This is a genomic window from Streptomyces aurantiacus (genome assembly GCF_001418335.1).
Classification (GTDB): Bacteria; Actinomycetota; Actinomycetes; order Streptomycetales; family Streptomycetaceae; genus Streptomyces; species Streptomyces aurantiacus.
This window is the reverse complement of record NZ_LIPP01000220.1, coordinates 13,845-33,465: the sequence shown is the minus strand read 5'-3', so window position 1 is coordinate 33,465 and position 19,621 is coordinate 13,845. Positions and strand designations below refer to the sequence as shown.

The following is a 19,621-nucleotide window of genomic DNA, read 5'->3' as shown; positions in this document are numbered from 1 at the left end:
GGCAGGGACCGGGCGGGGGTGGGGGCGCTGACGGGGTACTCGGCTTCTACCATCGCGTCGTTTGAGCAGGGGAGACGCATTCCGCCACCTAAGTTCATCGACCAGGCCGATGAAGTACTGGGTGCGGGTGGGGTGTTGTGCGCGAGTAAGGAGGAGGTGGCTCGGGCGCAGTATCCGACGTTCTTCCGGGATGCGGCCAGGTTGGAGGTCAAGGCGGCGGCCCTGCACGTGTACGCGACGAAGGCAGTACCAGGGCTGTTGCAGACGGAAGACTACGCGCGGGCGGTGTTCGCCATGTGGCGTCCGCTGCTGGACGAGGAGACCATCAACCAGCGGGTCGCTGCTCGCCTGGCACGCCAAGAGATCTTCTCCCGGACCCCGATGCCCACCATCAGCTTTGTCATCGAGGAGTTCGTTCTACGGCGACCGCTCGGTGGCCGGGCCGTCATGCGGGGCCAGTTGGAGCAGATTCTGCTGTACGGGCACCGGCGCAACGTGGAAATCCAGGTGATGCCGATCGAGCGCGACGAGCATGCTGGGTTGGAAGGCCCCTTCACCTTGATCGAGACGCACGAAGGGCAGAGGATCGCCTATGTGGAGGCGTACAAGGACAGCCGTCTCTACACGGAGCGGCGGCAGGTCCGGGAGATCGAGGAGCAGTACGGCATCCTTCGGGCCCAGGCGCTCACTCCGCGCGAGTCGCTGGCCCTCGTCGAGAAGTTGCTTGGAGAGAGATGAACACCCAACAGCTCATAAAGCCGGTGACTGAGTTGACCTGGTTCAAGAGCAGTTACAGCACAGGCTCGGGCGGCGAATGCATAGAGGTAGCCGCATCCCCCGCCACGGTCCACGTCCGCGACTCGAAGGACACCACCCGCGCCTCCCTGGCCGTACAACCCACGACATGGACCGCGTTCGTCCAGTTCGCGGCGCTCTGACCGAGACGGAGTCCTTGGTAGGCAGGACGAACCTCCGTCACGCGTCGGCGTCCCGCTTCGACCTCGGAGCGGAACACCGGCCCTCGAAATTCTCGGGAGATAGGTGGTCTGCCGTCCCGGTCGGTCAGGGCAACGATCGTCTTGCCGCACTGATCAGATTCTGTGCGTCGGCTCCGTACACAGCGGACTCGCGGAGCGTTCTCCAGGTCCGCGCATAGGTGTCGACGCTCGCCTCGTCGTCGACCCACAACTCCGCGTGCCAGTTCTCGACGATCACCTGGCGGTCGTCGTAGATCCAGAAGGCGGTGGCCGGAGGGATCTTCAGGGTGGCGGAGAGCGGGATGATCCCCAGTTCGACCGTGCTGAGGCCGATGACTCCTGTGAGGCGGTCGAGCTGGGCGGCGAGCACCGATGGAGGGCAGATCAGGGCGTGCAGAGCGGCTTCCCACAGGATGAGGTGGAAGTGTTTCGACGAGTCGTACAGCGCCTCCTGCCGCTTCATGCGGGACCGAACCGCCTCTTCGGTGTCACGCGGTGATCGCTGGAGTTCCGCATACCTCGTGAAGACCGCCCGCGCGTAGTCCGGTGTCTGGAGAATTCCGAAGATCATGGAGGACTCCCAGCCACGAAACACGGAGGCGTCGGCATGGGCGCGCAGGTGGGTGTCCTGGACGGCCTTGTGCCCGGAGGCCAGTTGTCGCCGCCACGACCGGATGTGCGACTCAAAGCCCCTCAGGTGTGCGAGCAGTTCGTCGTACGCCTCCGGTTGGCCGGTTGCTTCCGCCCACGTGCGCAGGCAGTCGGGCGTCGGCGTCGTCCTGCCGTTTTCGAGCTTGCTGACCTTGGACTTGTGCCATCCACACCTGTCGGCGAGTTCGGTACCGGTGAGGCGACCACCAGGGGCCGACAGCCGAAGCTCCCGGAGTCGTATGCCAAGGGCTTCACGCGCCTTCTGGTAGTCCGTGCTCACCGGTACACACCTGCTCTGTTAATCCTTCACGGCCAGGCCGGCCGCGAACTCCTCGTACGGGACGGCGTGATGCATGGCCGCGTCACGCACCATGGAGTACCGCACCACCTCGGCGGGCTCCGTGATCAGCTCGACGCCTACCAGGTTGTCGGCGTCGTCGAACTTGAGCAACGCGACCATGCGCGAGTCGAAGAGCCAGAAGTCCTCGGAGGGCAGGCTGAGCCGGTCGGCTTCCGCGCGCCAGAGGTTCATGATCCTCTCGCCCACGGTGGTGTTGCGACGTGCGTTGTCGAGCAAGTACAGCTGACCCTTCGTGGGCGGGTTGTCGACGACGCGCACGCGTTGCACGTGCTTGCCGAGCGCAGTCTGTGTGCGTCGATTGGCACACCATTCCGCGTCCAGGCCGTCCCAGATTACCGGCTCACCTCGGATGAACTGGGTGTAAGTCTCGGTGACCTCGTCCGACGCGTAACGACTCCGGGTTTCCAGCCTCCAGGCCGTGTGCTCGAACTGGGTGAAGAGCCGGTCGAACTCGTCCAGGTCGATGGTCTTCGCTTGACGGTTCATGTCCTTGGGGCCCCAGTCCACGAGGAGTTCGCGTGGCACCACAATCGGCACCTCACCCTCGTCCAGGTGCCGGAGTCGGGCGATGTCCTCACGGTCGGTGAGTGGCGGGCCGTGCACGATGACTTCGCCCGTGTCGAGGTCCTCATGAACAGACGGGCACCCATTGACGCCGCTCCCCGTCCCGTTGAAGCGCAGTCGTCGCACCATGAGCAGTTCCTTTCGCTGCGGACTGATGCGGCAAGCCTCCCCGCAGGCGGCACTTGAGGGGCGCGTTCTGTCGGGCCGTATAAGGAACTTAGGGGAACTTGTCGTAGAGGCCAAGCAACTTCGGGGAACTTCCCTGTTATCGGCCTTTTTCCTTCCCTATCGTCCCGTTCATGGCTACAGCGCGACAGGCGCAGCACGCCGATTCCTTCATGGCCGCAGAGGCACTGAAGGCAGCTACGGCACGACCCGTCTCCGAAGGGGAAACCTATGACCGTCACACTCGACCGGCCCGTCAGCACCCGCACGCGGGACCCGAAGGAACTCCTCAACGCCGTCCAGCCCCGCATCAAGCACCTGACGATCAACGTGCTGGACGGCGACATGACCCTCTGGGACCGTGAGGCGGCCTTGCTGCTGCGCGACCACACCATGGTCCGCGACATGGCCGAACGCGTCCTCGGCAACGCAGTCATGTACACCATCGGCTGCATGGAGCAGCCGGAGGTACACCTCGGGGTAGGCAAGCTCGTCGACATCGGCGTGCACCAGCTCATCCTTGACACTCCTGTGTGGTGGGCCCTCTGCGACGCGTACAACGAGGGGCGCTTCAAGCACCACGCCCCCTTCGTCGAGCGTCGCCGCGACGGCCTGTGCCTGCGCACGGCAGACTTCCTGAAGTCCATCGGCTTCGACATCGACGAGGAGCTGTGGGCGATCGACGGCACGGAATGCTCACCGTGTGACAACAAGGTCCCCGACAGTCACTGAACGGCTTTACGCCGCCGGCTCCTGTCCTCGGTCCCCCGGAGGACAGGAGCCGGCCCTGCGAAGAGGAATTGACTTGCCCGCACAACACGACATCGCCGCCGAGACGGAGCTGTGGGACACCTTCGCCGCTTCCGCCTTCAAGGACGACGCGGAGCCGAACTTCTGCTGGACCCAGTACGCCGGTCACGGACCCGGTCCGGAACTGCTCGGCAACCCGCGTTCCGTCCTGGAGATCGGCTGTGGCACCGGCCGGGCCCTCGCCCACCTTGCCCGACGCGGTGTCGCTGCCCGGGGCGTTGACCTCTCTGCCGTCATGGTCAAGAAGACCACCACGAAATGGGCCGGTACCGGCGCGGAGTTCGTGTGCTCCGAGGTGCTGGAGTACCTGAGCGAGGACAAGGAGGTGTACGGCGCGGTCTACTCGATCTTCGGTGCCGCTTGGTTCACCGACCCGAGTCGTCTCTTCCCCCTGGTTCGTCAACGGCTGGGGCCCGGAGGCATCTTCGCGTTCTCTCAGCCTCCGGCCATCCCCGGCGCGTACGGGCCGCAGGGCATGTACAAGGGAGGTTTCGCCGGAAAAGCGATGTTCACCTACCGCTACAGCTACCGTCCAGCGGTCTGGGAGCGCCTGCTCACCCGGGCCGGGTTCGCCATGGCCGAAGCGCGGATCCTCGAAGCGCCGCACCCTGGGCACATCGGGACCCTCCTCGTGCGCGCGGTCGCTCCATGACGGCCCTAGACGAGTACGAAGCGGCGGCCCTGCTCAGACTGCTGGCCCGGTTCGCCGCCGAGCCGCTGCCGCTGACGCTGCTCAACCACGCCGGCATCGGTGCCGTACTGCCTCGTAGCCGCACCGAGACGGCCCTCAGGGCCCTGCTCGACCAGTCGCTGTCCGAGCTGGTCGACGCCGCCGGCGCGCGCTGCGTGCAGAGTCACGGCATCCTGCTCGACAGTGTCTCGGCGGCGACCCCGGCGGACCTGGTGCCCGCCCTCGACACGGCAGCCGTCCGGCTGCTCGACGCGGCCGTGCCCGACGTACCCGACGCCGGACCGCACGATCCGCGACTGCGCCTGCTGGTGCCTCATGCGCTGGCCCTGCTGCGGCGTGTCGGCGAGCCGTCGGCCGCCGCCTACGCCCTGGCCGTCGCGACGCGGCTGTCGGTCGCCCTGCACAGGACCGGTGACTACCTCTCCGCCTGGGAGACCTCCCGCACCGCGGCGGACCTCGCGCAGCGACTGCTCGGCGCGGACCACCGTACGGTCCTCGCCGCACGCTCCAGAGCCGGGCGGGCACTGTTCCGGCTGGGCAGGTACGCCGAAGCCGCAGTGGTGCTCCGCGCGGTCCGGGACGCCCAGGCGCGACTGTTCGGCGCCGACGACGCCGACGCCACGGACAGCGGCTACGGCCTTCAGCTCGTGCTGGCGAACCTGGGGAGACGGGAGGAGTCGCTCACGTTGCTCAGCGCGACCGTGGCCGAGCGGCGCTCGGCGCTGGGCCCCGCCCACCCGCTGACCCTGCGCGCCCGGGCCAGCCTGCTGGAAATGCTGCCCGCCACCGAAGTAGTCACCGAGGAAGGCGGCGCCCTGCTCGACCTGCCGTCGGAATGCGAGCGGCACCTCGGCCCCGACCACACCGTGACCGTGGGCGCCCGGCACAACCATGCGTGGGCGCTGTATCTTCTGGGCCGCTACGACGAGGCCGACCGGGAGATCCGGCGGGTCGCCGAGACGTATGTGCGGCGCTTCGGGCCCGAGCACCCGATCGTGCTCGCCGCCCGGCAACTGCTCTCGCGGACCCGGACCGCACTCGGACACGTGGAAGAGGGTGTCGCGCTGATGACCGACGTCGTCGAGCGGCGGGAACGCGGTCTGGGCCCCGAGCATCCCTTCACGGTCGCGGGCCGGCAGTTGTTGGACGAGTACCGATCGGGCCGATGGCGCCCGCCGCGACCGCCTGGTGGATGACAGGGAGATGCGGCGTCGGCGCGTGTATCTCGGAGCTCAGAGCTTCACGACGACCACGCGGTCGGCGCACAGCTTGCGCAGGTCGTCCTCGTCCGAGGTGAACACGGTGACCGGGCCGGGCTGCCGCAGGGCGACGGCGGCGAGGGCCGCCTCGATGGCGTACCTGTGGCCGTGCAGGCCAGTCTGCTGGAGAAGGGCGGTCGCCTCCTTGGCCATCTCCTCGGTCACCGGCTCGACTCGGATCTTGGAGAGCGCCCAGTGCCACTTGGGGAGGCAGCGCGTCGGGTCGTAAGCCTCGACGAGCGTCATCGAGGTGGTGACGACCGGGATACCCGCATCGTCGGCGTGCCGCAGGTAGGCGCCCATGCGGCGCTCCCCGCGCACCCACCGCGACAGGCCTTCGCTGTCGAGTACGTACATCCGGTTTCCGGTCATGCGGCAGCTCGCTTCCGCTCGTACGGCTGCTCACTGCCTTCGCGGGCGTCGGCCCGCTCGGCGTGCTGCCGCTCCAGGTCGCGATGCTCGGCCTCGACCTCGGCCAGTTCCGCTTCGGTGATCTCCCCGTACTCGGACTCCCACCACCGCACCGCCTCGTGCAACCGCTCCCGCTCCCGCTGGTGCTCTATGGCCTGCGTGACATAGCGGCTGAAGCCGCCGGGGCCGACCTCGGCCCGGATGGCCTCGGCCAGCTCCTCGGGGAGCGTCACGGTGTACTTCTTGGTTGCCATACCGTCGACCTTGCCGAGAGCCCGGCCGGGCAGCCAGCTGACAGCGGACATCCCGCACGATCGAGTACAAGCGGTGGCGGAAGCCACCAGATGGAGAGAGATGGTGTAGGCGCCAGACCCCGCGGCTTGATTCACGAAGGCCGAACGGGGACAGGACCTCGAACGGGGACAGGACCTCGAACCGGGCAGCGCCGGCCGGTCGAAGTCCTCCCCTGCTTCAGGAACTTCTGAGCGCCGCGCTCAGAAGGTGCGCGTCGAGCAAGGACGTGTCGGATGTCCGGTCGGCGCGGGCGTAGCCGGCGAGCATGCGTTTTGTCAGGACGAGGGTTTCCGGTGAGCGTCGTGCCAGTGGTCTCGTCCAGGCGTCGACGGCGCGGTCCAGTTGGTCCAGGGGGACCATCTTGTGGAGCAGGCCGAGCCGGTGGGCGGTGGGTGCGTCGAAGAGGTCGCAGGTGAGGGCCAGTTCGCGGATGTGTGCGACGCCGGCTTCGGATATCAGTCTGCCGATGGCTCCGCCCCAGGCGGGCGGAAGGCCGAGGCCGACCTCGGGCATGCGGAACCGGCAGGTGTCCGCGCCCGCGCGCAGGTCGCAGAACGCGGCCAGGGCGAGCCCCGCTCCGATGACCTTGCCGTGGAGCCGGGCGATGGTGACGGCGTGGGTGTTTTCGAGGGACTGGCAGAGGCGGTGGGCCTTGTCCGCGGCCCGGCGCAGGGCGGCGCCGGTGGAGTCGGCGGCGAGGGCGTCCAGGTACTCGGTGCGGTCCGCTCCGGTGCAGAAGTCCTCGCCCATGGAGGACAGGACCAGGATGCGGACGTCGGGCCGTTCGTGCAGGCCGTCCAGAAGGGCGATGAGGTCGTCGAGTACGGCGGCGTCGAGGACGTCGTCCTGTCGGGCCGGGTTGAGGCGGACACGGAGTACGGGGCCGTCCTGCTCGGCTGCCACGGCCAGTGGGCGGAACGCGGGGGGCGGAAGTATGTGGTGGGTCATGCGAGGGCGACATCCAGGCTCAGCAGACGCCGGAAGGCCACCCGGGGTGCCCGCGGCGGGCGTCTGACCAGGGTGAGACGGGGCAGGCGTGCGACTAACTGACGGAGCAGGGTGTGGGCTTCGAGTCGGGCCAGCGGGGCGCCGAGGCAGTAGTGGATGCCTCCGCTGAAGGCGAGATGGGGGACGACCTTGCGGTGGGGGTCGAACCGCTCGGGATCGGGATGCTTGGCCGGGTCCCGGTGGGCGGCCCCCACCATGAGGTGGACCATGTCGTCCGCGCCGACCTCGAAACCTTCCAGGACGCCGGCCTTCGCGGCGACCCGGCTGATCACATGGACCGGCGGGTCGTAGCGCAGTGTCTCCTCCACGAAGGCGGGCACCAGGTCGGGGCGGGCGGCGAGGAGGTCCCAGCGCGTGGGCTCCTCGACGAGCAGGAGCGCCGTGGTCGACAGCATGGTGGACGTGGTTTCGAGCGCGGCCAGCAGGACGAAGAGGACCAGGGAGTAGACCGCCTCGTCGGCTTTGTCCCGGTCGGGTTCCATGGCGTCCCACGTCTCGATCCAGCGCGACACCGGGTCGTCGCCCAGGTGGTCGCGCCGGTCGCGGATCAGCGCCGTGAAGTAGGACCGCAGTTCGGCCATGGCGGTGTCGGACCGGGCCAACTGGCTGGCGGAGGGCAGCAGTTCCTGGGTGAAGACCTGTTCGTGGGTCAGTTCGCGCAGCCGCGGCCAGTCGGCGGACGGCAGGCCGAGCCAGGCGCCGATGGTGGCGATCGGCAGTTCCTCGCTCACCAGGGCGGCGAAGTCCGTCTCTTCTTCGCCGCCCCGCAGCCGCTCGGTCAGGGAGTCGAGAAGGCCGTCGGTGATCTTGCTCACCGTACGGCCCAGTCGCTGGATGGTGGTCCGGTCGAAGCCTCCTGCCGCCCGGCGCACCCTCGTGTGCTCCGGGGGGTTGAGGGCGGTCATGGTGTTGCCTATCTCGCGCGAGGACGGAGCGCTCCAGCGGGTGCGCGGCCCCTGCCGGTCCCGCCAGCTCTTGTCGGGCTCCAGCCAGTCGGAGCTGCGCAGTATTCGGTCGCAGGCGTCGAAACTGGTGACGAGATGGCCGCCCCAGGGAGCGGGGCTGACTCCGCCCCTCGACCGCAGTTCCGAGTAGATGTCGAAGGGATCGGCCTGCCCCTGCGCTGTCCGCAGGCGGGAGAAGAGAGAGACGGTGGCCCGGCGGTCGGAGGACGGAGTCGTGAGACTTCCCACGATGGCGGCTCCTTTCTGAGCAACAGCCGCCATACGTACCCGTGGGACACCCCAAGCATCCTGTAACACCATGTTCTCTTAGGGTTACCTACGTCACTCGCCCCGCGTCCACGCCACGAAGCGGCTGAACAGTCCCCCTCTGGACTTCGACGCGGCGGCGTGGGGCGCCGCCGGCCGGTACGCCCCGGTGGCGGAGGGCCCCGGGACGGCGGAGTGCTGAGGAGCGGCCGCGGGCGTCGTACGGGAATCCCGCGACGGGGCCGGCCCGTCGGCGGGCGGCAGTGCGCTGCGCGGGGTGAACCGGATCGGGATGTTCACCAGGGACCGGCTCCACGGCGCGGGCACCCAGGCGAGGTCCTTGAAGGGGACGCGCGTCTCGGCGTCGGGCAGCTGGTTGAGCAGCGCCTCGACAGCGGTGACCGCGATCATGAAGGCCGGGTCCTTGGCGGGGCACGAGTGCGGTCCGGCGCCGAAGGCCAGGTGGGCCTTGGCGCTGAGCTGCTCGCGGTGCTCGGTCAGCTTCGGGTCGGTGTTGGCCGCGGCGAAGGAGATGAGTACCGGATCGTTGGCCCGCAGGATCCGCTCGCCCAGTTCGACGTCCTGGGTCGGGTAGTGGGCCGCGTAGTTGGCGATCGGCGCGTAGTTCCACAGCGTCTGGACGACCGCGTCCTCGACCGGCAGTCCGGTCTGCCAGTCCTCGCTGAGGTACAGCGCGCTGCTGGTGCCGATGGCGGCCGTCAGAGGTGCGGTGCCGCCGGAGAGGAGGGTCACGAGCTGATGCAGTACCTCTTCGTCGGTCAGTCCGGCGGAGTGCTGCATGAGGCGCGTCGTCACGTCGTCGCCGGGACGGCGGTGCTTGAGGGCGATCAGTTCGCCGAGTGCGCCGCCCAGCACCAGGTCGGCGCCCGGGGTGCCTTCGAAGATGCCGCTGATCCCGGCGATGACGCGGTCGCCGAGCTCGGGCGGGCAGCCGAACAGGTCGCTGAAGACGAGCAGCGGGAGCGGCTGCGCGTAGTCGGCCATCAGTTCCGCATGGCCGCGGATGTCCGAGCTGAACTGGCTGATCAGATACTCGGCGGACTGCTGGGTCTGCCGGACGAGCTGGAGTTCGTCGATGCTGGCCAGGCTGTCGGTGACCGCCTGGCGCAGCCGGGCGTGGGCGGCTCCGTCGCTGAAGAGGGCGTTGGGGCGGTAGCCCATCATGGGCAGGGCCGGGCTGTCCTCGGGGATCTGGCCCTGGTTCAGCGCGTTCCAGCGGCGTGAGTCCCGGACGAAGGAAGCGGGATTCTGCAGGATGTGCAGGGCCGCGTCGTAGCTGGTGACCAGCTCGACCTGGACGCCGGGTGCGATGTCGACGGGAGCGCTGGGGCCCAGCGAGCGCAGGTGGGCGTAGTGCTGCTCGGGGTCGGAGCCGAACTCGGGGCCGAACAGCTGGGTGTTGCCGTGCGCGGGGCAGCCGGGCGGCGGTGTCCCGTGGGAATTGAGCTGGTGCTGCATGCCGTGGCTCCTAGCCGAGTATGGACATGAGGTGCTGCACGAGAGTGATGAGGGACCGCGCCGAGGACGTCCGGTCGCGTACGTCGCAGTGCACGATCGGCGTCTCCGGGGCGAGGTTCAGCGCCTCGCGTACCTCTTCGAGCGGGTACTTGGTGGCGCCCTCGAAGTGGTTGACGCCGATGGTGTACGTCAGGCCGAAGCGCTCCACCAGGTCCAGGATGGCGAAGCTCTCGTGCAGCCGCGTGGGGTCGACCAGCACCAGGGCGCCCAGCGCGCCCCGCGACAGTGCCTCCCACATCTCCTTGAAACGTTCCTGCCCGGGCGTTCCGAAGAGGTACAGGACGAGGGTGTCGTTGAGGGTGAGGCGGCCGAAGTCCATGGCCACGGTGGTGGTCGTCTTGTTCGGTGTCCCCGAGAGATCGTCGAATCCCTCGCTGGCCTCGGTGATCTCCTCCTCGGTCTGCAGCGGCTCGATCTCGGAGATGCTGCCGATCAAGGTGGTCTTCCCGACCCCGAAATGACCCACAATAAGGATCTTGACCGAGTTGGAAACGTCTGGATCCAGATGCACGGCTTACGCTCCGAATTTGGTTCTGAGGCCATCCAGCACAGCACTGAGCAGTTCGCGTTCGGCTCGTTCGACGCGGGGAATGGGCTTCCGCACGAGAATGAGACTGTCCTCCTCCAGCTGCGCCAGCAGGATCCGTACGATGCCCAGGGGCAGGTGCGTGTGGCCCGAGACCTCCGCCACCGACAGGAAGCCGTCGGCGACCAGGTCCATGACCTTGCGTGCCTCCGGGGACAGAGCGCGCGCCACCGCGGCCGACGCGCCTTCGCGCGCGGTCACCAGGGCGGTGTGCTCGTACTCGTGGTCCGCGGGAAGATGACGCCCGTTCGTGATCACGAAGAGCGGAACTAAGGCGGACGTCAGCTCAAGTTCGTCGTCCGGACCGTCAGACATGGTCGGCTCCCTCACCCCGGCGTGCTTCGCGACCCAGGAGATCGGGCACGACGTCGCACAGGCGGCTCGTGAACTCCTCGATGTCGCAGTCGTGTTCGGCGGCGGCGGCGAGGAAGTCGTCGTCACCGGCCGCGATCAGAAAGACCCATCCGTGCTGGTACTCGATGATCGTCTGCTGCCATTCGGCGTCCCGGGGACCACCGGCGAACTGGGCTGCCGCGCGGCTGTAGGCGTGGATGCCGGTCATGGCCGCGGACATCGTGTCCGCCAGGTCCTTGTCTATCTCCGAGGTCGCCCCGCGCGGCAGGCCGTCGGAGCCGAGCAGCAGCGCGTGCTGGGCACCCGGCACCTCGGCGACGATCTGGTCCAGCTCCTTCAGCACGAAGCCCGAGCCGCCCGACCCCCTGCGCGAGACCGGCGTGGCATCGGCCCCCTGGGAAGGGTCCTTGATGCCGGCCCGCGGCGGTGACGTCAGGTTGTCGCCCAGCCGGGCGACCAGCCGGTTCATGCGGAACGAGAGCTGCTGGAGGTCGACATCGGGCTCCGCGGCGGCGGCCAGGTACGCGCCCTGCCCCGCCCCGATCAGGAAGACCCACCCGTGGGAGAACTCGATGACCGTCTGGTTCCACTGCCGTTCCGGCGACGAACCGGCGAAGTGGGCGGTGGCCCGGCTCAGGGACTGCATCCCCGACATGGCGGCGGAGATCGTCTTCACGTCCCGCTCGGTCAGACCGTCCGTGGCGCCGCGCGGCAGACCGTCGGCCGACAGCACGACGGCGTGCCGGGCCCGGGGCACGTTGTCCACGATGTCCCTGACCATCCACGACATGTCTGTGGTCATGCGTCCTCAGTCCCTTCGGACGACGGAACCTCCACGGCACGGCCCGACATGGTGCCGCGTTGAATCGCGGCCAGGCCACCGGCACCTCGGCTGGCCTTCTTGAGCGTTCGCGCGCTCTTGCCGGAGCTGCCCCCGGCGTCGGTGACACTCGCCGTCGGGGCCTGGCGCTCCCCCCGCTTCGGCAGGCCGTGCACCGTACGGTCCTCGGGCTCGTCCTCCGCCATCGGGATGTGGCGGATCCGTCTCACCGGGGTTTCCTGGACGGGCGGCGGGGTCTCCTCCATGGTCCACAGCTCCTCAGGCAGCAGGACGACGGCCCGGACACCGCCGTACCGGGAAACTCCGGTGACGTCCACCTTGAACCCGTACTGGCGCGCGTTCAGGCCGACGACGGGGAGTCCGAACTTCGGCTGGGTACCGAGCTGGGAGAGGCGGGGGACGTTGTCACCGGACAGCAGCGCCGTCGCCTTCTGCCGGTCCTCGTCGCTCATGCCGACACCGGCGTCGTCGATCACGATGCACAGGTTGCTCTGCACGCGCTGGAACGTCACCTCGATGGGCGCGTCGTGCTGCGAGAAACTGGCGGCGTTGTCGAGCAGTTCGGCGACGGCGAGGGCGACCGGCGCGACAGCGGACGCCTTCAGCGCGATCCCGCTCTGCTGCATGATCTCGACCCGGCTGAAGTTGCGGATCTGCCCCTGGGCGCTGCGCACCACGTCGTAGACACTGGCGGGCTGGTTGCGGCGGCCCAGCGGGGCACCGCACATGACCGCGATGCCCTGGGCCTTGCGGGCCATCTGCGCGTTGGCGTGGTTGACGTCCAGCAGGTCGGCGAGGACGGCGTGTCCGCCGTACTTGCGCTGGATGCCGTCCAGGAGCGTGGTCTGTTCGGCCGCGAGGCTCTGCAGGAAGCGCGCGGCGCCCTTGAGGACCGCCTTCGTGCTCTCCTCCGCCGTCCGTTCGGCCTCCTGGAGGGCACTGTCCTGCTCGTCACGGAACTTCTGCAAGTCGGTACGCGCTGTCAGAAGTGAACGCTCGGCCTCTGCCAGCCGCTGCGCCGACTCGGCCTCGAACTTCCTCTTTCTGGCCCCCAGGGCTCTGGTGCGGACGATGAGTGCCACGGCTGCGGCGGCGGATATCGCCGCCACCACAGCGAGGCACCATAGGAGCACGTCTCGATTCATCGATACCTTTCCCGGGGCGCGACATGCAGGCATCGCCGGAGCACGCCCCGGGAGGATCCGCGGCGCACTCGCTGGGAACTGCATGAGCGCTACTACGAAGAGCAGGCTGACCTCGGATCACCACGGAAACGAAGTGGATCAAGGCCGCAGATGCGGCGATGTTATCACCGTGGGCCCGCCGCGCAGAGAGGTGCCCACCGGAAACTGATATGGCGTCAATCTCTGAAGTGTCCCCACAAGTTGGCGGCATTCTCAGCCATCCCGTGGCCGGTTCCACTGTCCGGACCCGACAGCGTCGTCGGTCTGCGGCGAATCTTCACAGCGGCGCAGGGAACTCTCACCAACCGCAAGAGGCGGCCCGGCGGCGGCGGTTCCGCTTTCCGGCGAACCGCCGGCGCCGCGAGTCGCTCACGGCCGCTCCCGCGAGCGGCGCCGGCCGGCGGGCAGCGGGACGGGGGCCGGGCCGGGCACGACGGTGTTGGTGACGGAGCCGATGCCTTCCACGGTGAGGGTCACGGTGTCGCCGGGTTGCAGTGGCGGCGGGCTCTGTTCGCCTCGCCGCCCCCACAGTTCGGCGAGGCAGCCGCCGTTGCCGCAGGTGCCCGAGCCCAGCACGTCGCCGGGTACGACCCGGGTGCCGCGGGAGGCGTAGGCGACCATCTCCTCGAAGGTCCAGCTCATGTTGGACAGCAGGTCCCTGCCGACCACGTGGCCGTTGATCTCCGCGGTCAGCGCGAGACGCAGAAAGCCGTCGCCGTCGCGGTACGGCTCCAGCTCGTCGACGGTCACCAGGTACGGGCCCAGGGTCGTGGCGGTGTCCTTGCCCTTGCAGGGGCCGAGGCCCACCCTCATCTCGGCGGACTGCAGGTCGCGCGCGGACCAGTCGTTGAAGACCGTGTAGCCGACGATGTGCTCGCGGGCCTGTTCGGCGGTGAGGTCACTGCCCTCGCGGCCGATGACGGCGGCGACTTCGAGTTCGAAGTCGAGGGCGGCCGTACCGGGCGGGACGGGGATGTCGTCGTGCGGGCCGAACACCGCGTGCGGGTTGGTGAAGTAGAACGTCGGTGCCGCGTACCACTGCTCCGGCACGCCGCTCACGCCGTCCACGGCGCGGCGCACACCCTCGACGTGTTCCTCGAAGGTGACGAAGTCCCGTACGGACGTGGGCCGGAGCGGAGGCAGCAGCCGCACCTGGGAGACGTGCGGGCCGGGCGGTACGCCGAGGGCCGCCGCGCCCGCGTCCAGCAGAGCCGACAAGCCGCCCCCTCCGACGAGGAGTTCACCGAGCGAGCCGACGCCGGGCAGGGGGCGCAGGGTGCCGTCCGGCTCGACCACGGCGACGTGCGTCCGATGCGGACGGTCATGTGGGGTGTACGTGGCGAATCGCATGCGGGTGTCTCCTGGCGTGCGGGGCGGCGGGACCCGGCTCAGACCGGTGGGGCGACGAACACGCCGCGGTCGGGGTCGTTGAAGGACTCCTTGGCGATCAGCTCGTTCATTGCGTTGGCCGTGCCCCACTGGTCGGTGACCTCGGGCCGGGAGAAGTCGTATACGTGCGGGTGCCAGGTGTCCTCGTCGAGCAGCTCCAGCTCGGTCGTGTACTCGACGGTGTTGCCGTGCGGGTCGAGGAAGTAGGTGAAGGTGTTGTCGCCCGCCATGTGCCGGCCCGGACCCCAGACCTTCTGGAAGCCCGCGCGCATCACACGGCCGGAACCGCGCATGTACTCGTCGATGCCGCGCATCTCGAAGGAGACGTGGTGCAGGGCGGTGTGCGGGCCCCGGGCGATGGCCATCGAGTGGTGCTGGTTGCTGATCCGCATGAAGTGCATGACCTCGCCCATGTGCGGCGAGCTCAGCGTGTCGGAGAGCGCGAAGCCGAGGTGGCGCTCGTACCACTGACGGGTGCGGTCGAGATCGGGCGAGTTGAGGACGACGTGCGACAGCTTGACCGGGATCGCCTCCTTCTCCTCGATCTTGCGGTGCTGCCTGACCTCGACGTCGGCGGAGACCTCGATGGTGCGGCCGTCGACATCGAAGAAGCGGAAGCCGTAGCCGCCGCCCGGCGTGTCCACCGCGCCGGGCTGGGAGACCAACTGGACGCCGCCCGCGAGGAGTCGCGCCGCCAGCGTGTCGACGTCGGCCGGGCTCGCCGCCCCGTAGGAGACGAGGTCGAGCCGCTTCTCGCCGGCCTTGCGCAGCCGCACCACGTACTGCTCGGGTGAGCCCTCCGCGGCCAGGAAGGAGATGCCGGAGTCCTCCGCGACCTTGGTCAGGCCCCAGACACCGGAGTAGAAGTCGAGCTGCTTGTCGTAGTCGGGCACCGCCAGGTCGACGTGGCGCAGGTGGGTGAGCAGACGTGGGCTCATGGGTCCTCCTCAGGTGACGGTGCGGTCGATGTCGAGGTCGAAGTCGAGGTCGAGGTCGAGGTCGAGCAGGGTGGCGGCGTTGCCGCCGCGGACGGCGTGGAAGTCGGCGTCGGACAGGCGCGCGGCGCGCAGGGCGCCGACGGGGTTCTCGGTGCCCATGTCGAAGGGGAAGTCGGACCCGAGCAGCACCCGGTCGGCGCCTGCCACCCGCACCAGCTCGCGCAGCACCTGCGGGTCGTGGACGAGCGAGTCGAAGTACAGCTGTTTCAGATAGCTGCTGGGCAGGTGCGCGCAGCCCGCGCCGGCGTCCGGGCGAGTGGTCCAGGCGTGGTCGGAGCGGCCGATGTGGGTGGGCAGATAGCCGCCGCCGTGCGCTGCGACGAGCTTCAGTCCGGGATGGCGGTCGAGTACTCCGGAGAAGATCAGATGTGAGAGCGCGACGGCGTTCTCGGTGGGCTGTCCGACGGTGTTGGACAGATACCACCGGTCCAGGCGCTCGTCGAGCGTGCAGCCGAAGGGGTGCAGGAAGACGATCGCGCCGCTCTCCTCCGCGCGGGCCCAGAACGGCTCGTACGCCGGATCGGACAGTTCGCGGGCCGGGGCGTGACTGGATATCTCCACCCCCAACAGGCCGAGACCCAGGGCGTGTTCGAGCGCGCGCACCGTCTGCCCGGGATGCTGGAGCGGTACGAGTCCCAGGCCGCGCAGTCGGCTCGGGGCTGCCGAACAGTGCGCCGCAGTGGCCTCGTTGGCCAGCCGGTACACCTTCTCGGCCGCCTCCCCGTCCGTCCAGTAGTGATAGTGGGAAGGAGAGGGGCTGACCAGTTGCACGTCCACGCCCTGGCCGTCCATCGCGGCGAGGCGGGCGGTCACGTCGGTCAGCAAGGCGATGCGCTCGCGCACCATGGGGCCGTTGACGGCGAGCGCGGCGGGTCCGTTGCGGCGGGCGTCCAGGGCTCGCGCGCCGGCCAGGCCCGGCAGGCCGTCGACCAGGGCCTCGACCTCGGGCAGCAGGATGTGGGCGTGTACGTCGACGGTCGGCGTGGTCACGGCAGCTCCCGGAGAGCCGACATGGTGCGGCCCATCAGTCCGGGGACATCGGCGTCCCGGTCGCCGTCGAGCTGCCACTGCCCGATCCGCACGGACGCCTCGACGACGGGCCGCACGCGGGCGATGCGCCGCTCGTAGTACGCCTGCAGCAGCGCGTCGTCCCACACGTCGGCGGACGTCAGCATCCGCGCGAGCACCCAGGCGTCCTCCAGCGACAGGGCGGCGCCCTGCGCGAGGGTCGGCGGGCAGCAGTGCGCGGCGTCCCCGACGAGGACGACCCGGCCGCGGTGCCAGGAGCCCTCGACCAGCATCCGGTCGAACCAGGTGTAGTTCACCTTCGCCGGGTCGGTGATGTGCTCGGTGATCTCGGGCCAGCAGCCACCGTAGGCGGCGGCCAGGCCGCGCATCTCGTCGGCGTACGATTCCCGCGGGATGGCGGCGCGATCACGGCAGGCCTCGACGACGTACGCGTACAGGGTGCTGTCGCTGGTGGGGCAGTAGCCCGCGATGTAGGCCGGGCCGCCGTAGGCGAGGTCGGTCCGGGTCACGCCGGCCGGGCGGGGTGCGGCCACCCGCCAGATCGCCATGCCGGTGGGTTCGGGCTTGTCCGTGATGCCGATGGCGGAGCGGGTGGCGGAGCCGAGACCGTCGGCCGCGACCACGAGGTCGTACCGGCCCACGGTGCCGTCGGTGAACCGCACGGTGACGCCATCACGATCACGATCATGATTGCCATTGCCATTGCCATTGCCATTGCCATTGCCGTCCTGGTCCAGGGACTCGGCCCGGGTGCCCAGGCGGATCCGGGCCCCGCTCGCGCGGACGGCGTCGATCAGGATGCTCTGGAGTCGGGGGCGCTGCATACCGACCGTGGCGGGCAGGTCGTCGCCGCCGGTGCGCACGTCCTCGGCGACGTGCAGCACGGTGCCGTCCGGAGCGGTGATGCCGACGGCGTCGAACCCGTACCCGGACGCCCGCACCTGCTCCCACACGCCGAGCTCGCGCAGCACGCGCAGCGCGTTGCCCTGGAGGGTGATGCCGGATCCCGCGGTCGCGTTCCAGTCGTCCGCCGCCTCGATCAGGTCCACCGCGATCCCGGCGCGGCGCAGCAGGATCGTGACGGCGTTGCCGGCCGCGCCGCCGCCGACGACGAGAACGCTGCGGGTTGCTGAGGTCGGTGCTGAGACCGGTGCTGTGGTCGGTGCTGTGCTCATGGGGAACTCCCTTGTTCCGTCAGCCACTTGGCTGGTCACTTGACGGCGATCGGGTTGACGGGCGAGCCGACGGCGCCGGTGATGGGCAGGGGCGCCGCGGTCAGCCAGAACTCGTGGACGCCGTCCGTGGCGCAGTCGGCGGCGAGCGCGTCCAGGTCCCACATCTCGCCGATGAGCAGGCCCATGTTGGGGATGGCCACCTGGTGCAGCGGCTGGAAGGCGTGCTCGAATTCGTTCGGGCGGACCTCGAAGCCCCAGGTGTCGGTGGCGATCGCCGCGATCTCGGTGCGGTGCAGCCAGCCCGCCGTCGTGAACGACAGACCGGGCGAGGGCCCGCCCGCGTACTCGCCCCAGCCCTCGCGCCGCGCCCGCGCGAGCCGCCCCGTGCGCACCAGCACGAGGTCGCCGCGCCCCACGGCCACCCCGTGCGCCTCGGCCGTCGCGGTGAGGTGCTCCTCGGTGATGGCGAACCCGTCGAGCAACTCGCCGTCCGTGCCGACGACATGGCCCACGTCGAGCAGGACCCCGCGCCCGGCGACGTACGGGGCCATGTGCTCGATGCCGGTCACCAGGTCGCCGTCGGAGGTCACGGTCTTCGCGGCGTCCCGGCCGTTCCAGGCCCTGCCGTGGTCGAAGATGTGGCCGAGCCCGTCCCACTGCGTGGAGCACTGCAACGGCATGGCGATGACGTCGTCGGCGCCGCCGATCCCGTGCGGAAAGCCCTGGAGACCGAGGGAGGCGTCGGTGCCGGTGTCGAGCATCGTGTGCACCGGATTGGTCCGGCGCCGCCAGCCCTTCTGCGGGCCGTCCATGTCGAAGCGCTGCGACAGGGAGAAGCTGACACCTCGTCGTACGAGGGAGGCGCCCTGGCGGCGCTTGGCCTCGTCGAGGAAGTTGAGGGTGCCGAGCCGGTCGTCCGCGCCCCAACGCCCCCAGTTGCCGAACGCCTCGGCGGCCCGCGCGATCTCGCTCTCCGGGTCGGTGCGGTCGAGCGTCATGCCTCCACCTCCGCCACACAGCGGGTGCGCTGCGCGCCGAGCCCGGTGATCGACCCGTCCATGACGTCGCCGTCGCGCAGCAGCCGGCCCCAGTGCATGCCGTTGCCTGCGGGGGAGCCCGTGAGCACCAGGTCCCCGGGGAGCAACTGGGCGTTCTGGGAGGCGTACGCCACCGTGCGCGCCACATTGAAGAGCATGTCCTCGGTGGACTCGTCCTGCATGGTGTCGCCGTTGAGCTTCAGCGTGACCTGGAGGTCGTCGGGGTCCGCGATCGACTCGGCGGGCACGATCCACGGGCCGAGTGGCGTGAAACCGGGCGCGTTCTTGCTGCGCAGCCAGTCGGTCCCGATCTGCGGCATGTCACGCCGGAACACCGTGGCGCGGTCGGTGAGGTCGTTGGCGATGGTGTACCCGGCGACGTACTCCAGGGCCTCGCCGGGGGAGAGCCGGTGCGCGGGGCGGCCGATGACGGCGGCCAGTTCCAGCTCCCAGTCCGGCTCCTCGGCCCAGGCGGGGAGTACGACGTCGTCGAACGGGCCCGTGATCGCGCTCGGCAGGCCGATGAACATGTACGGCCGGTCGTCGGCGGCCCGCCGGTCCATGAGCTCGGCGGCCTCGGCCCGCCGCTCCTCCTCGGGGCGGTCGTCACCCGGGGCGCGGTGGGCCACATGCAGATCGATCACGTGCTGCCGGTAGTTGGCGCCCGACTGGAACACCTGACGCGGCTCGACGGGCGCGTGCACCCGGAAGCCGGCCAGCGGCTCCCCCTTCTCCGTGCTGCCGTCCGCGCTGCCGACCGCCAGGGACCGCAGCCGCGGCAGGACCGTCCGCCAGTCGTCCAGGAGTCCGCGCACGGTCAGCCGCTCGTCGTCGAAGGCGGCCCGGAGGTCCAGCACCCGGCCCTGAGCGGTGACGAGGGCGGGGAAGGCGGGCGCGTCCGGGATCGAGAGGGTCGCGAGGGTCGCGAGGGCGAAGGGGCCGGTGAAGAGCACGGGCGCGGGGGCGGGTTTCACGGACATGTCCTCCTGATTGCGGTGGCACTAATCTGGACCCGCCACCGGTGATCAGGGAAATTGATTGTATGGATAAGCGTCATCCACCAAACGAATTCCCCCTGGTCGGAAAG

At 69.4% G+C, this 19,621-nt stretch carries 22 protein-coding genes; 5 read left to right on the top strand and 17 right to left on the bottom strand.

Annotation, left to right across the window (positions count from 1 at the left end; translation table 11 throughout):
- The coding region (locus AOK01_RS26795) for a DUF5753 domain-containing protein (RefSeq protein WP_055516072.1) at positions 1-738 on the top strand (738 nt) is incomplete at its 5' end.
- A complete protein-coding gene (locus tag AOK01_RS26790) occupies positions 735-938 on the top strand; it encodes a DUF397 domain-containing protein (protein WP_055516063.1) in 204 nt (67 codons plus the stop codon). The genes AOK01_RS26795 and AOK01_RS26790, both read left to right, overlap by 4 nt.
- 124 nt (positions 939-1,062) lie before the next feature.
- On the opposite strand, the gene AOK01_RS26785 is transcribed toward AOK01_RS26790, so the two are convergent.
- The gene (locus tag AOK01_RS26785) at positions 1,063-1,908 is read right to left on the bottom strand and encodes a helix-turn-helix domain-containing protein (protein ID WP_055516061.1); all 846 of its coding nucleotides are present in this window, start codon (positions 1,906-1,908) and stop codon (positions 1,063-1,065) included.
- An 18-nt stretch (positions 1,909-1,926) separates the two neighbouring features.
- On the bottom strand, positions 1,927-2,682 hold the full coding sequence (locus AOK01_RS26780; protein ID WP_055516059.1) for a DUF6879 family protein: 756 nt from the start codon (positions 2,680-2,682) through the stop codon (positions 1,927-1,929).
- 267 nt (positions 2,683-2,949) lie between these two features.
- Here AOK01_RS26780 and AOK01_RS26775 point away from each other — a divergent pair, with 267 nt between their 5' ends.
- The 3 genes from AOK01_RS26775 (at position 2,950) to AOK01_RS26765 (ending at position 5,415) form a co-directional block, all read left to right on the top strand.
- Positions 2,950-3,450, top strand: a complete 501-nt coding sequence (locus AOK01_RS26775) for a glycine-rich domain-containing protein (protein WP_055516056.1) — start codon at positions 2,950-2,952, stop codon at positions 3,448-3,450.
- 73 nt (positions 3,451-3,523) lie between these two features.
- On the top strand, positions 3,524-4,180 hold the full coding sequence (locus AOK01_RS26770) for a class I SAM-dependent methyltransferase (RefSeq protein ID WP_055516054.1): 657 nt from the start codon (positions 3,524-3,526) through the stop codon (positions 4,178-4,180).
- Complete coding sequence (locus tag AOK01_RS26765) at positions 4,177-5,415, top strand: tetratricopeptide repeat protein (protein ID WP_342671068.1); 1,239 nt, start codon at positions 4,177-4,179, stop codon at positions 5,413-5,415. The genes AOK01_RS26770 and AOK01_RS26765 overlap by 4 nt, the downstream gene beginning before the upstream one ends.
- 36 nt (positions 5,416-5,451) lie before the next feature.
- On the opposite strand, the gene AOK01_RS26760 is transcribed toward AOK01_RS26765, so the two are convergent.
- The 15 genes from AOK01_RS26760 to AOK01_RS26690 form a co-directional block, all read right to left on the bottom strand.
- On the bottom strand, positions 5,452-5,850 hold the full coding sequence (locus tag AOK01_RS26760) for a hypothetical protein (protein WP_055516052.1): 399 nt from the start codon (positions 5,848-5,850) through the stop codon (positions 5,452-5,454).
- Positions 5,847-6,143, bottom strand: a complete 297-nt coding sequence (locus AOK01_RS26755) for a hypothetical protein (protein ID WP_055516070.1) — start codon at positions 6,141-6,143, stop codon at positions 5,847-5,849. The genes AOK01_RS26760 and AOK01_RS26755 overlap by 4 nt, the downstream gene beginning before the upstream one ends.
- A gap of 217 nt (positions 6,144-6,360) precedes the next feature.
- Positions 6,361-7,131 carry an enoyl-CoA hydratase/isomerase family protein gene (locus tag AOK01_RS26750; RefSeq protein ID WP_055516049.1) on the bottom strand — a complete coding sequence of 257 codons (771 nt, stop codon included), beginning with the start codon at positions 7,129-7,131 and terminating at the stop codon, positions 6,361-6,363.
- Entirely contained in the window at positions 7,128-8,384 is a 1,257-nt protein-coding gene (locus AOK01_RS26745; protein ID WP_079103770.1) for a cytochrome P450, read from the bottom strand. The genes AOK01_RS26750 and AOK01_RS26745 overlap by 4 nt, the downstream gene beginning before the upstream one ends.
- Before the next feature lie 93 nt (positions 8,385-8,477).
- The gene (locus tag AOK01_RS26740) at positions 8,478-9,881 is read right to left on the bottom strand and encodes a cytochrome P450 family protein (protein WP_055516045.1); all 1,404 of its coding nucleotides are present in this window, start codon (positions 9,879-9,881) and stop codon (positions 8,478-8,480) included.
- 10 nt (positions 9,882-9,891) lie between these two features.
- A complete protein-coding gene (locus tag AOK01_RS26735) occupies positions 9,892-10,452 on the bottom strand; it encodes a GTP-binding protein (RefSeq protein WP_055516043.1) in 561 nt (186 codons plus the stop codon).
- A 3-nt stretch (positions 10,453-10,455) separates the two neighbouring features.
- Positions 10,456-10,842 (bottom strand): DUF742 domain-containing protein, encoded by a 387-nt coding sequence (locus AOK01_RS26730; RefSeq protein WP_055516041.1) that lies wholly within the window; start codon positions 10,840-10,842, stop codon positions 10,456-10,458.
- On the bottom strand, positions 10,835-11,683 hold the full coding sequence (locus AOK01_RS26725; RefSeq protein ID WP_245702427.1) for a roadblock/LC7 domain-containing protein: 849 nt from the start codon (positions 11,681-11,683) through the stop codon (positions 10,835-10,837). The genes AOK01_RS26730 and AOK01_RS26725 overlap by 8 nt, the downstream gene beginning before the upstream one ends.
- Positions 11,680-12,867, bottom strand: a complete 1,188-nt coding sequence (locus AOK01_RS26720) for an ATP-binding protein (RefSeq protein ID WP_055516040.1) — start codon at positions 12,865-12,867, stop codon at positions 11,680-11,682. Before AOK01_RS26720 ends, AOK01_RS26725 begins: the two co-directional genes overlap by 4 nt.
- Before the next feature lie 408 nt (positions 12,868-13,275).
- Positions 13,276-14,256: a fumarylacetoacetate hydrolase family protein gene (locus AOK01_RS26715; RefSeq protein WP_055516038.1), complete on the bottom strand. Its 981-nt coding sequence runs from the start codon at positions 14,254-14,256 to the stop codon at positions 13,276-13,278.
- Positions 14,257-14,294: 38 nt separating this feature from the next.
- Positions 14,295-15,233: a VOC family protein gene (locus AOK01_RS26710; RefSeq protein WP_055516036.1), complete on the bottom strand. Its 939-nt coding sequence runs from the start codon at positions 15,231-15,233 to the stop codon at positions 14,295-14,297.
- A gap of 9 nt (positions 15,234-15,242) precedes the next feature.
- Entirely contained in the window at positions 15,243-16,283 is a 1,041-nt protein-coding gene (locus AOK01_RS26705; RefSeq protein WP_055516034.1) for an amidohydrolase family protein, read from the bottom strand.
- A complete protein-coding gene (locus AOK01_RS26700) occupies positions 16,280-17,497 on the bottom strand; it encodes an FAD-dependent oxidoreductase (protein WP_055516032.1) in 1,218 nt (405 codons plus the stop codon). The genes AOK01_RS26705 and AOK01_RS26700 overlap by 4 nt, the downstream gene beginning before the upstream one ends.
- Positions 17,498-17,532: 35 nt before the next feature.
- Positions 17,533-18,495: a cyclase family protein gene (locus AOK01_RS26695; protein ID WP_055516031.1), complete on the bottom strand. Its 963-nt coding sequence runs from the start codon at positions 18,493-18,495 to the stop codon at positions 17,533-17,535.
- On the bottom strand, positions 18,492-19,514 hold the full coding sequence (locus AOK01_RS26690; RefSeq protein WP_055516028.1) for a fumarylacetoacetate hydrolase family protein: 1,023 nt from the start codon (positions 19,512-19,514) through the stop codon (positions 18,492-18,494). Before AOK01_RS26690 ends, AOK01_RS26695 begins: the two co-directional genes overlap by 4 nt.
- Between the last annotated feature and the right edge of the window lie 107 nt (positions 19,515-19,621).